Origin of the sequence: Aliiglaciecola sp. 3_MG-2023 (assembly GCF_030548205.1) — a bacterium.
Classification (GTDB): Bacteria; Pseudomonadota; Gammaproteobacteria; order Enterobacterales; family Alteromonadaceae; genus Aliiglaciecola.
In genome coordinates, this window is the sequence record NZ_JAUORV010000007.1 from 159315 (window position 1) to 171767 (window position 12453).

Annotated in this window: 12 protein-coding genes; 6 read left to right on the forward strand and 6 right to left on the reverse strand. The window is 39.0% G+C overall.

What is annotated here, in order from left to right:
• Nucleotides 1–2 precede the first annotated feature (2 nt).
• Nucleotides 3–1133 (forward strand): alanine racemase, encoded by a 1131-nt coding sequence (alr, locus tag Q4574_RS10090; RefSeq protein WP_303473955.1) that lies wholly within the window; start codon nucleotides 3–5, stop codon nucleotides 1131–1133.
• A 37-nt stretch (nucleotides 1134–1170) separates the two neighbouring features.
• Here alr and fur read toward each other — a convergent pair whose 3' ends face one another.
• Complete coding sequence (fur, locus tag Q4574_RS10095) at nucleotides 1171–1593, reverse strand: ferric iron uptake transcriptional regulator (protein WP_303474069.1); 423 nt, start codon at nucleotides 1591–1593, stop codon at nucleotides 1171–1173.
• A gap of 342 nt (nucleotides 1594–1935) precedes the next feature.
• Here fur and Q4574_RS10100 point away from each other — a divergent pair, with 342 nt between their 5' ends.
• Nucleotides 1936–3888 carry a methyl-accepting chemotaxis protein gene (locus Q4574_RS10100; RefSeq protein WP_303473956.1) on the forward strand — a complete coding sequence of 651 codons (1953 nt, stop codon included), beginning with the start codon at nucleotides 1936–1938 and terminating at the stop codon, nucleotides 3886–3888.
• Nucleotides 3889–4007: 119 nt separating this feature from the next.
• Here the strand turns inward: Q4574_RS10100 and fldA are convergent, their stop codons facing one another.
• From fldA to Q4574_RS10120, 4 genes are all read right to left on the reverse strand, one after another.
• The gene (fldA, locus tag Q4574_RS10105; RefSeq protein WP_303473957.1) at nucleotides 4008–4532 is read right to left on the reverse strand and encodes a flavodoxin FldA; all 525 of its coding nucleotides are present in this window, start codon (nucleotides 4530–4532) and stop codon (nucleotides 4008–4010) included.
• Between the two features lie 41 nt (nucleotides 4533–4573).
• Nucleotides 4574–4792, reverse strand: coding sequence for a DUF2788 domain-containing protein (locus tag Q4574_RS10110; RefSeq protein ID WP_216047512.1), 219 nt, complete (start codon nucleotides 4790–4792; stop codon nucleotides 4574–4576).
• Between the two features lie 60 nt (nucleotides 4793–4852).
• On the reverse strand, nucleotides 4853–5638 hold the full coding sequence (locus Q4574_RS10115) for an alpha/beta fold hydrolase (RefSeq protein ID WP_303473959.1): 786 nt from the start codon (nucleotides 5636–5638) through the stop codon (nucleotides 4853–4855).
• Between the two features lie 106 nt (nucleotides 5639–5744).
• A complete protein-coding gene (locus Q4574_RS10120) occupies nucleotides 5745–7376 on the reverse strand; it encodes an electron transfer flavoprotein-ubiquinone oxidoreductase (protein WP_303474070.1) in 1632 nt (543 codons plus the stop codon).
• 449 nt (nucleotides 7377–7825) lie between these two features.
• Here Q4574_RS10120 and Q4574_RS10125 point away from each other — a divergent pair, with 449 nt between their 5' ends.
• Both Q4574_RS10125 and Q4574_RS10130 read left to right on the forward strand, forming a co-directional pair.
• Nucleotides 7826–8575 (forward strand): electron transfer flavoprotein subunit beta/FixA family protein, encoded by a 750-nt coding sequence (locus tag Q4574_RS10125; RefSeq protein WP_303473960.1) that lies wholly within the window; start codon nucleotides 7826–7828, stop codon nucleotides 8573–8575.
• Nucleotides 8575–9501 (forward strand): electron transfer flavoprotein subunit alpha/FixB family protein, encoded by a 927-nt coding sequence (locus Q4574_RS10130; RefSeq protein ID WP_303473961.1) that lies wholly within the window; start codon nucleotides 8575–8577, stop codon nucleotides 9499–9501. Before Q4574_RS10125 ends, Q4574_RS10130 begins: the two co-directional genes overlap by 1 nt.
• A 109-nt stretch (nucleotides 9502–9610) precedes the next feature.
• Here Q4574_RS10130 and Q4574_RS10135 read toward each other — a convergent pair whose 3' ends face one another.
• The gene (locus Q4574_RS10135; protein ID WP_303473962.1) at nucleotides 9611–9919 is read right to left on the reverse strand and encodes an isoamylase early set domain-containing protein; all 309 of its coding nucleotides are present in this window, start codon (nucleotides 9917–9919) and stop codon (nucleotides 9611–9613) included.
• 785 nt (nucleotides 9920–10704) lie between these two features.
• Here Q4574_RS10135 and Q4574_RS10140 point away from each other — a divergent pair.
• Both Q4574_RS10140 and Q4574_RS10145 read left to right on the forward strand, forming a co-directional pair.
• Nucleotides 10705–11268, forward strand: coding sequence for an RNA polymerase sigma factor (locus Q4574_RS10140; RefSeq protein WP_303474071.1), 564 nt, complete (start codon nucleotides 10705–10707; stop codon nucleotides 11266–11268).
• On the forward strand, nucleotides 11265–12380 hold the full coding sequence (locus tag Q4574_RS10145; protein WP_303473963.1) for a FecR domain-containing protein: 1116 nt from the start codon (nucleotides 11265–11267) through the stop codon (nucleotides 12378–12380). Before Q4574_RS10140 ends, Q4574_RS10145 begins: the two co-directional genes overlap by 4 nt.
• The last annotated feature ends 73 nt before the right edge of the window (nucleotides 12381–12453 follow it).

A 12453-nucleotide genomic window follows, 5' to 3' on the forward strand; every position in this document is an offset into this window, starting at 1 on the left:
TAATGACACGCCCCACTGAAATTACAATCGATTTAAACGCTTTAATTGCAAATTGCCATTATGCTCAATCACTATCTCCAGACAGTCAAACTGTGGCGGTGGTTAAAGCGGATGCTTATGGCCATGGTGCAGCAGAAATTGCTAAGGCGCTGGAACAAACTGTTTCTATGTTTGCGGTCTCTAGCTTAGAAGAAGGAATTGAATTACGTCAACAAGGTATTACTGCACCAATATTGTTGTTGGAGGGATGTTTTAGCTTAGAGGAACTGTTTATCGCCTGTCAATATGGGTTTAGCGTGGTTATGCATAACCTTTATCAGTGTCAAATGCTTGAAAATTTGGACGCGAAACAACAGATTGCTATTTGGTTGAAGGTTGATACCGGTATGCATAGACTTGGCTTTTTGCCTGAACAGGTCATGGATATTTACGCAAGGTTAAAAGGCGTAAAGCAGGTAAAAAATGTGGTGCTCATGACGCATTTATCTTCTGCTGACGAAACTAATAATCACTTTACCAATCAACAAATTGAAAAATTTGCCAACTGTCATAAGCAGTTGGAGAGCCATTTTTCTATACAAATTGAAACCAGTATCGCTAATTCTGCGGGGCTTAAAGCTTGGCCTATAGCGCGGGGGACATGGAATCGTCCTGGCATCATGTTATATGGCGTTTCGCCGTTTATGCCCACGAATAAACTGTCTGTAGATAACTTACCTGAGCATAGCATGCAGCAACAACTACTCCCTGTTATGGCGTTTATGTCCAAGGTGATTGCTCTTAGGAATGTGCCTAAAGGAGAAACGGTGGGCTATGGGAATACTTGGGTCGCCAGCAAAGATTCTGTCGTGGCCACCATCGCTGCAGGATATGGTGATGGATACCCTCGTACTGCTAAGCTTGGTACTCCAGTGTTAGTGAATAGACAACACGCTAAGTTGTGTGGCAGAGTCTCTATGGATATGATCACTGTTGACGTGACAGGCTTAACAGGGATAGAAATTGATTCAGAGGTAGAGTTGTGGGGAAAAAATTTATTGGTAAATGAAGTGGCATCTTGGGCAGATACGATAGGTTATGAACTAGTCACTAGAATGCCAAAACGCACTCGTCGCAGAACCATCAATTCATAGAAGATTGAATTTCAATTCAATCTTCTCTTCATCGTGACTAATCTTCGTCACAAGTTCCGTCAGTGCACTCACCATACAGATACAAACTGTGATGGGTTAATTTCATTTTATTTTGAGCTGCTACTTCTTCTTGACGTTTTTCAATAATCGGATCTTCAAATTCGATCACTTTGCCACATTTTAAACATACTAAATGATCGTGATGTTGCTTATGACTGATTTCAAATACGGATTTACCACCTTCAAAATGATGTCTGTTTAATATTCCGGCATCATCAAATTGATTGAGAACGCGATAAACCGTGGCTAAGCCTATTTCTTCACCTTGTTCTATTAATAGCTTGTATACGTCTTCCGCACTTATATGTTGGTTTGCAGGCGCTTGCAAAACCTCGAGAATTTTTAATCTTGGTAGGGTTATTTTAAGCCCTGCTTTTTTTAATTCTTTATTTTGATCCATCTGTTTTTCTAAACGATAACTGGTGGCTTCATTATAGGGAAGTATAGGAAATATGAAAGGGATAGCGAACAAACTAATCATTAAAGTCGTTAAATATTCCGACCAAAGCAACATTTTTGTAACATGCTACTCTTTAAGGATGATCCAAAGAATGAAATCTAACTACCAAGGTGACTGCGCAAATTAGCTAAATTAGGTGGGCTGGGCCAAGCTGACGTCAATGTTAATGAAAACTCATCGAGGTTGGTTAACAAAATAATCGATTAATTAGGGCTAAAGTTAATTATGGGACTTAATGTCATAGGCAAAATTATTACCGGTTTTATATTGTTCGGGTGTGTAATGTTAGTCACAAATTTAGTTTCTTATCTTAGTTTAGATGACATACGTCAATCAGCTAAAAGTGTGGTTCAACACAAAATGCCAGTGCAGGGAAACATGTTACAAATTCAAACCGGTATTTTGTCACTTGCCACAATCTCGACTAAAGGTTATTTCGAACAATCATTGGATGAATTAGACGCTAATCAACAGAACTTTGAGCTATTATCATCGGAATTTTTGCTTAATCTTGAAAACCTTGATCAACTAATAGGTGCTAAAAATGTTTCTTTTCAACAGGGTTTACAGAGCGCTTTAGCATACGTTGAGCAATCTAAAAATATGTTCCAGGCAAAACGCAAACAATTATTATTGGATATTGAGATCAAGCAGACAGCCACCAATATTGTTGCCATGGCGGACGAAACCAGCGCCCTGTTAGGCGATATGACATTTTTGGAAAACGAGGATCCTAATCTTGAAGTGTTAATAGGTACAGCCATTAATGCAGATAACAAAATTATGCCATTGTTTACTTCCATCAAAGAGTATATTGCTACTAATGATAATCAATTAAGTGAAACCATCAAGGGCGACATTGAGTTTACTCTGAGCAACGTACAAGTCGACATCGACTATATTAATAGATTAGCACAAAGCATTGATACTGAAGGATACGTGCAGTCGCTCAATGAACAATTTTTGCAGTTACAAAATACACTACAGCAAGAGCCCGGTTTGTTTTCAAAACAAGGTAACAGACTAGACTTAATACTTCAGGCAAACGCTTTTTACGCTATTGCGAATGAGCATTTAGATGGTGCAAGGCAGCATTTTTCAACGGTTTTTTCAGAGGTCAATCAAGACACGTTGCTAGGGCAACAGGCCATTATAGAAACGGTTAACTCAAATATCTGGAAGGGGTTAATCTTATTGATTTTTGCCCTATTGGCAGCGATCGTATTTGGCAGCATTGCCACACGTAGTATCGCCCTGCCGTTGGCAAGAATTAATCGCAGTTTGGCTGTAATTAGCAGTGGAGATTTAACCCACAAAGCTTATTCTACAAACCAAGATGAGTTTGCGGTATTGGCAAAGAACGTTAATAAGGTCACTGAAAACTTGCATGCAGTGATTGAAAAGATCCTTATTCAAGAAAAGTCATTGGAAAATGCTACGGTGACGACAGCCAATTTAAGTAAACAAACGTTGCATCAAGTTGAGCAACAAAAGGAACAGTTGGGCTTAACAGCATTGGATACCCATTCAATTCGACAAGCCAGTAAAATGAATACCGAACATATTCAAAATGGAATGCAGCAGTTGCAACAGGTAAGCTTACAAAGTGCCAATGTCAGAAAGTTAGTATCCTCCACGCAAACTCAAATATCTGAACAAACTCAGCAAGCTGCTCACTCCTCAAAAATAATTAATAGATTAGATGAAAATAGTAAGAAAATCGGCAGTATTTTAGATGTGATTAAAACTATTGCCGAGCAAACTAACTTGTTAGCCTTAAATGCTGCGATAGAGGCAGCGCGAGCGGGTGAACAGGGGAGAGGCTTTGCTGTGGTTGCTGATGAAGTGCGCACGTTAGCAAATCGTACTCAAAACTCCACGGAAGAAATTGAATCTATGATAGCCAGTTTTCAGACCGATGCAGAACAAGCAGTCAAGGCTATCAATACAGGTGCAAATTACGCCAAGCAAAGCGAAGCGCAAATTTTTGATGTGGCGCAACAAGTCGCTGAAATATACGAAACCATAGATAGTTTACGGAAAATGAATCAAGATATTGTCAGCGATAGTGTAGAACAAGATGGGCTATTTGAGAAAATTGCAGATAACCTAGCCGAGATTGTTGCTTTGGCTGAGAAAAGTGCAGAATCTACTTATTCTTCTGCAGCGGCAAATCAAACACTAACGGATTTAATGGTGGAAATGAAAAAAGCGGTTAGTCAGTTTAAATTGTAGTATTTATACAAAGCTAATATTGTTTAATTACTTATTTTTACGCCAAAAAATAAGCGCTAGGGTTGTTAAAACCGACCAACGCTTGTGTACACAGAAGAGGGCATGCTAAATTCGAAAGATTAGGCTAATTCAGACAAACAAAGTTCTTCGTGAATTTGCTTACACCAATCTTTCACTCTTTGTTCCGTTAGCTCGGGTTGACGATCTTCATCAATACCTAGCCCAACAAAATGCTCATCATCTGCCATGCCTTTAGATGCTTCAAAATCATAACCTTCACAAGGCCATTGGCCGACCAGAATAGCGCCTCTAGCTTCGACGATATCACGAATCATGCCCATCGCATCTAGGAAATATTCGGCGTAATCTTCTTGATCGCCACAACCAAAAATAGCCACTAGTTTGTCATTGAAATCAATTTCTTCCAACTCCGGGAAAAAATCATCCCAATCACATTGAGCTTCACCGTAATACCAAGTTGGGATCCCGAATAAAAGTAAATCAAACTCAGCAATGTCTTCTTTACTGCTTTTAGCAATATCGTGAACATCAATAAGGTTCTTACCCAGTTCTTTTTGGATCATTTTTGCAACGTGCTCTGTGTTGCCTGTATCACTTCCAAAAAATAAACCTACACTTGCCATTCCAACTTTCCTTTACTTAACTAATTCGATGCCTAATTATATTAAATACCACTGTTTTCCCAAAAGATCTGGATCAAACCTTTAGCAATAAAACCGGCTGCACCTAAAAATAAAACAAGATAAACAACGGCTCGACCAAGGAAGGGCACATTGTTCTTTTTTAACACATCGTGTATCGCAAATCCCATTAAGGCAAAAAGCGCAACCAAGGTCAGGTTTAACACGATAGCTTCTATTTGCTCATAATATTCATTTAGCATCGCAAAACCTTCTGAATAAAAAAACGCGCAGAATATACCATACAAAGTGACACAAGCGAATTACCCACAAGTATCATTTTGCAAAAAATCGTTAACCAAACGATTAAAAATGACGGGTTTTTGAGCATGTAACCAGTGACCAGCCGAGCCAATCACTTTTGCACTGCTGTTTGGAAACAAAGCACTAATAGCTGATTTGTGTTCTGGCAATATGTAATCTGACTGACCACCTTTAATAAAGAGTACGGGGGCCAAGCAAACATTATCACTAGCAATTCCTTCAGAAATAGCCGAGTAATCATGTTGCAACAGCGGTAAGTTAAAATCCCAGCGCCACTTGCCATCAACTTGCTTTAAACTTTTTAGTAAGAATTGACTGACACCTGGCTCTTTTAAATATTCAGACATCACAGCATCAGCATTACTTCGTGAAGTTATGCTTTCTAAGTTCACCGCGTTTAATGCACTAAAAACGTTCTGATGACGAGGTGTATAGCTTACCGGAGCAATATCAGCTACAACTAGCTTTTCGATTAGTTGGGGATTATCAAGGGCTATTTTCATGGCTATTTTACCACCCAAAGAATGCCCTAAAATGGATACTTTTTGGATGTTCAAAGACGCTATTAATTGCACTATTTTGTTGGCATACCCGGTGAACGAGAATCCGTCAGTGAAGGCGGATTTACCGTGATCAGGTAAGTCGATACTCAGAACATTGTAATTGCTCTCAACAGCTTTTCTTACCATAGACAAATTATCTAGGCTGCCAAAAAGGCCATGTAAAAGTACTAAATAAGGTTTTTCAGCTTCGTTGCTGCTTAGATGATAATTAATTGATTGCATAAGTAGTTAGATAGGGATAAGTGAACGGATATACAAGCAATTTAATTGAATTAATTGCACATAGCCAGAAATTAGCAATTTTCTGCCTATGTGCTTAATCATTTAGTTACATATTCGGGTAATTAGGTCCCCCTGCGCCTTCAGGCGTCACCCACACGATATTTTGTGTAGGGTCTTTAATGTCGCAGGTTTTACAATGTACACAGTTCTGAGCATTAATTTGTAGCTGTTTTTCGCCTTCTGGGCTGTCAATAATCTCATACACACCGGCAGGGCAATACCTTTGCGCAGGTTCATCGTATTTGGGCAAATTAATGACAATAGGCGTAGCGGGATCTTTTAATCGCAAATGACAAGGCTGATCTTCTTCATGGTTGGTATTGGATAAAAAGACCGAAGAGAGTTTGTCAAAGCTAATAACACCATCAGGTTTAGGATAATCTATTTTAGTAAATTCACTCGCTAAACCAATAGCGCCGTGATCAGTACTTGTATCTTTTAACTTAAACAGAACTTTTCCGCCCAAGATATTTTGTTCAAAGGTATTATAAGCGCCCCCTAAAAAGGTGCCAAACTTGTGCAAGGCTGCGCCGAAATTCTGTGAACTATACAGTTCTTTATACAACCACGAGTTCTCAAATTTCTCAGTGTAGGACGTTAGGTCTTGACCGACTTTATCTTGGCTAATAGCTTCCACTATGGTTTCAGCTGCTAAGATACCGGATTTCATGGCAGTATGATTTCCCTTAATTTTTGCGAAATTAAGAGTACCCGCGTCGCAACCCACCATAATTCCACCCGGGAAGGTCATCTTGGGCAGGGAGTTATATCCACCTTTAGCAATCGCTCTCGCGCCATAAGATACACGCTTGCCGCCTTCTAAGTATTGTTTCAATACAGGGTGTTGTTTTACTCTTTGGAATTCATCAAAGGGACTCAAGTGTGGGTTTTTATAATTTAGGTCGATAATGATACCCACTAAAACTTGATTGTTTTCAGCATGGTAAAGATAGCTGCCGCCTGTTTCACTGCTTAGAGGCCAACCCGCAGTGTGAACCACTAAACCTTCTTGGTGTTTGCTAGGATCGATATCCCAGATTTCTTTAAAACCGATACCGTAATGTTGAGGTGCAGCATCTTTATCGAGTTCAAATTTAGATATAAGTTGTTTGCCTAAGTGACCTCGACAACCTTCAGCAAACACTGTGTATTTAGCTCTTAGTTCCATGCCAGGCATATAGCTGTCTTTGTGTTCGCCTGTCTCGCTTATGCCCATGTCGCCAGTAATAATTCCGCCGACGCTGCCGTCCTGATTATAAATTATTTCTGAAGCGGCGAAACCGGGGAAAACTTCCACTCCCAATTGCTCAGCCTGTTCCGCCAACCAACGACAGACGTTACCCATACTGACGATATAATTCCCATGATTATGCATAGTCTTAGGTGTCATAAAGTTAGGTAATTGCGTAGCAGAATTTTCACTTTTTAGATAATAAATGTGGTCTTCGGTCACTTTAGTCGTGATAGGAGCACCACGCTCATTCCAGTCCGGAAAGAGTTCATCCATTGCTTGAGTTTCAAACACTGCGCCTGAAAGAATATGAGCACCTACCTCAGAACCTTTTTCGACAACACATACCATAAGCTCTTGTTCGTTTTGCTGAGCTAATTGCATAATTTTACATGCGGTTGATAGACCAGCTGGACCTGCGCCTACTACCACCACATCGAACTCCATCGATTCACGTTCCACGGGTTTCTCCCTTATAGATATCTATTAATTAAAGAAATAAATAGTTAAGCAACTATCACTCATACTTACCAAAATTGTTTGCTACTATTCATCACGCATATAGTTTCCATTATCTACTACATAGCACCTGATAACGTCCTTTTGCTTGATATTAATGTTAACTATATCAAATAGTTAGGGCTTAATTAAAATGTAAATGTGAAGCAATAATAAGGTTGAAAAATAGTACTTTTTATTAACATTAACATAATAAAACTGAAGCTCAAATGGAAATTATTGGCTATATTTATGGCTAAAATACTGAAACATTGATTTGTAAGTTTGTAATACAGTCGTTGACGTTTAGGTAAACAGCCAGTAAATTTAGACAACCTTACAAATACGCAGATTTTGCGTTACAACTTTTCGACACTTTATATCGTATAGAGGTAAACATGAAAATTTTAGTGCCGGTTAAACGTGCCATTGATTACAACGTAAAAGTTCGCGTTAAAGCCGATAACAGCGCGGTCGATTTGACCAATACAAAAATGTCAATTAATCCATTTTGTGAAATTGCTGTAGAAGAGGCGGTTCGATTAAAAGAAAAAGGTATTGCTGATGAAATTGTAGTGGTTTCAATTGGTGACAAAGCCTGCCAAGAGCAAATTAGAACAGCCCTAGCTTTGGGAGCTGATCGTGGTATCCAAATCGATACCAGTGAAAATTTAGATTCCCTTCAAGTGGCAAAACTATTAGCAAAAGTGGTTGAAGAAGAACAACCAGGGTTGGTTATTTTAGGTAAACAGTCGATCGATTCTGACAACAACCAAACCGGTCAAATGTTAGCTGCCATTTCAGGTATGCCTCAAGGTACTTTCGCGTCTGTAGTGGATATTGAAGGTGAAAAAGTGAAAGTGACACGGGAAATCGACGGTGGTTTGCAAACTGTTGAATTGAATCTTCCAGCCGTAGTCACTACAGATTTACGACTTAATGAACCCCGTTATGCAACTCTGCCTAATATCATGAAAGCAAAACGTAAACCCATTGATGTTAAACCAGCTGATGGTTTCGGAGTATCTCTTACATCGAATGTGAAAACATTGAAAGTTACTCCACCAGCACAGCGTTCAGGTGGCATAAAAGTGGCAGATGTAGCAGAGCTGGTCAACAAATTAAAAACTGAAGCGAAGGTGATCTAATGGCTGTTTTAGTATATGCAGAACACGACAATGAACAATTAAAAACTGAAACTCACAAACTAGTCAATGCAGCCAGTAAAATGGCAGCTGACGTAGTTGTTTTGGTTGCTGGGCAAGATTGTGCAGCAGTCGCTGAACAAGCAACTAAAATTTCCGGCGTAAGCAAAGTATTGTTGGCCGATAACGCAGAATATGCTCACCAAATGGCAGAGAATATTGCTGACTTAGTCACTGAGTTAGCTGCAGATTATTCCCATGTAATTGCAGCGGCAACGACTACGGGTAAGAACTTTATGCCCCGTGTAGCAGCCCTTTTAGATGTTGCACAAATTTCCGATGTTATCGCAGTAGAGAGCGAAGATACCTTTGTGCGTCCAATTTATGCGGGTAATGCGATTGCTACTGTACAAAGTAGTGATAGCAAAAAGGTACTTACTGTGCGTGCGTCAGCATTTGATGGAGCAGAAGAAAGTGGTTCTGCTGCAGTTGAAACAATTGATACCCTTAAAGTTGCCGATAAATCAGCATTTGTCAGCGCAGAGCTTACCGAATCTGAGCGTCCTGAATTAACCGCTGCTGAGGTGATTATTTCAGGTGGTCGCGGTATGCAAAATGGTGAAAACTTCAAATTACTTGAAGGTATCGCTGATAAGTTAGGCGCTGCTATTGGTGCTTCACGTGCTGCTGTTGATGCTGGCTTTGTGCCAAATGATATGCAAGTAGGGCAGACGGGTAAGATTGTCGCTCCTCAATTATACATTGCGGTAGGGATCTCTGGTGCTATTCAGCATTTAGCGGGTATGAAAGATTCAAAAGTGATTGTTGCTATTAATAAGGATGAAGAAGCGCCAATTTTCCAAGTAGCCGATTATGGCTTAGTGGGCGATTTGTTTGATGTATTGCCTGAGTTAGAAGCTGCACTTTAAACTATATAGAAAAATCAAAAAGGCAGTCTGCTATGATGAAGCAAGACTGCCTTTTTTATAATTCATGATAATTTGGTTTGGTTTTCTCTTTTAAAATAGCTTACAAAAATTACACTGATACGACTGAGTTTTCGTCAAACGAAATTGGCGATGTCACATAAGCATCCGCGTTCCAATCGTTTTCCCACTCTTCATCATTTAACAAATATCGAAATTGATACTCTGCATCCGCAGGTAGGTTTATGGTTGAAGAAAAAGAACCGTTCTTCAATTTCTTCATAGGAGATGTCTCGATATCCCAATCATTGAAATCTCCTACTAAACGCACTGTTTCAGCATTCTTAGCTTCTTCTTTCGACAACTTGAAAGTGACTTTACACACTGGTTTTGACTTAAGGTATTGTTTCTTGAAGCTCATATGCCCCTCCGCATGGTAATTAAATTACATTAATAGTCTATTAATTCGGCAATATTACAGTTTTAATCTAATTTTGTGAAATGGAATTACAAAAAATCACGTTCATTGACTGTAAATCATACAAAACATGCCCTTTATCGGTGCAAACTTTAGATGGTGTCTAAATTTTATGCACTTATTTAGTGTAAAACAAGGCATATTGAACGATCAATTTGCTTATACTCTCTATTAACTCAGAAATTGTGCCACTTTGTTTTAATCTAGATCAAATAGTAGCCATTTGTTGATATAAAATTAATCCACTAGGTTCAACAATAGTGCTTTGTGTTTTTATTTTGAGATTTGAATAATTAGTAACTTACTTAATTGTTGTTTGGAATAATACAAGTTGGATAACACAAATAAGCTGTATAATTGCTGTCTAGGGGCGTAGCGCAAGCGTTCAATAATTAAGTTAGTTGGACAGCGCATCCTCGGCGCATCTCTAAAAGACTAAAATAGCCAACGCAAAAGCTAATTTGGTAGCTAAATAGTATTAGCTTTAATCAAACTAACCAATGTTATTCCGCCTGTAATAGTTTTTTAAAAGTGCATATTGTGTTTTGGTTAAGATGAATAGTCACTGGTAAAGTGGATTAAAAAACAGTATAAAAATAACACAATAAGTCGTTATCCACTGCGCTGATCAAACATAAAAGTTTATTGATTTATCCATTTTGGGGTTCCGATTTTTAAAGCTTGTACGTCTAGGCATTATCAATAGTTCAGGGAATATGCTTTTGACGGTGCACAAGTTCAATCTAGAAGCGATGAAACAACAGGTAAAACACAGTGATTTATCTGCCCATCAGCGTGCGCTTATTTCTGATCTTTTTAACCAACATAATGACACCTTGCTACGCTTTTTGCGCACCCGTTTGCAGTCTGATTCAGACGCACATGAAGTGGCTCAAGAAGCTTATGTTAAGTTATTAGATTTAGATAAACCCGGCGCTATTAGTTATTTACGTTCTTATTTATTCAAAGTTGCTTCCAACTTAGCGATAGATAGATTGAGAGCAAAGCAAACAGCGGTAAAATATCAGCCTTTATTATTTTTTGATGAAGAGTCGCCTTCAGCTGAACAAGAAGCCCTCGTTAACGAAAGGGTTCAGTTAGTTTCTAGCTTTATTAGTGAGCTTCCTCCAAAGTGCAGAAAAGCATTCTTGCTTAGTCGTTATCATGGTTTGAGTTCAAAACAGATTTCTAATGTCATGCGAATATCAGATCGCATGGTTAGAAAATATTTAGTCCGAGCGACTGAACATTGTAAAATGCGGTTGCAAAAAGCCTTGGAGAGCAGTGAATGAGAGGCGAATTTAAGAGTCAGGACGAAGTATTCGAGCAAGCATCGGTTTGGTATTATAGATTACGAGATCCTGATGTGATGCCTGAGACGATAACTCAATGGCAAACATGGCTATACGAAAAGCCAGAACATATTGACGCTTTTACTCAAGTTGAAGAGCTCATGCATATATCGGGAAAAGTTGATCATCTTGACTGGCCTGATGATGCCGAGTTACTTGAGGACGATTACGATGGTGAACAAAGTATTGCTCAGTGGCGGCAAAATCAGAAAATAGCTACAGAAACTGCCTCGTCTACTTCGTGGCGAAAAAGGTTGTCACTATCAACTTTTCAACATGCAATACCTTCTATGGGGGCTGCATGTTTGGTGCTGAGTTTTTTAGCTATATTCTGGGTGCAAACTTACCCTCGGGATAAAGGTAATATTTTTGTTTCAGTACACGAAACTTCAGCAGGTCAACATGACAGCATACAACTTGAGGATGGCTCCAAGATTACGTTGGGTGCAAAAAGTTTGTTGTCGGTGGCATATAGCAATAAACAACGCAAAGTTGTACTAGAGAGAGGCGAGGCCTACTTTGATGTAGCCAAAGATCCTCAACGTCCTTTTATCGTAGGATCGGGAACCCGAACTATCACCGCAGTAGGTACTGAGTTTAATGTTATTAAACAGTCTGAAAGGGTGGTTGTCACTGTTACAGAAGGAAAGGTAAAAGTAGCACCATCTTTAACCTACGGTGCTAACGTTGCTCCTAGAATTATTAAGCCTTTAAATCGAGAGCATGAGGATACTGTTTTAGTAGCAGGTCAACAGATTCGCTATACCCAACATAAGGTTGATATTGTTGATGACTCTAAAATGGACGTGGCCATAGCTTGGCGCACTGGTAATTTGCAATATCTTACTGAAGAACTTCGTTATGTAGTTGAAGATATAAATCGATATTCTAAAGTTCCGATTAGTTTGACTGACTCCAAAGTCGGGGGTTTAGCCTATTCAGGAACGATTTTTACCAACAAAATAGATAATTGGTTAGAAAGCTTACCCGTAGCTTTTCCTGTGAAAATAATCCGCCTAACTGATGGTTCAGTTATCATTACAGCTAAATAAAATTGAATTAATATTCAATAAAAATAAATAATTTGTCATTTATAAGTTCCGTTTTTTAAAGTCTACTCGTCTT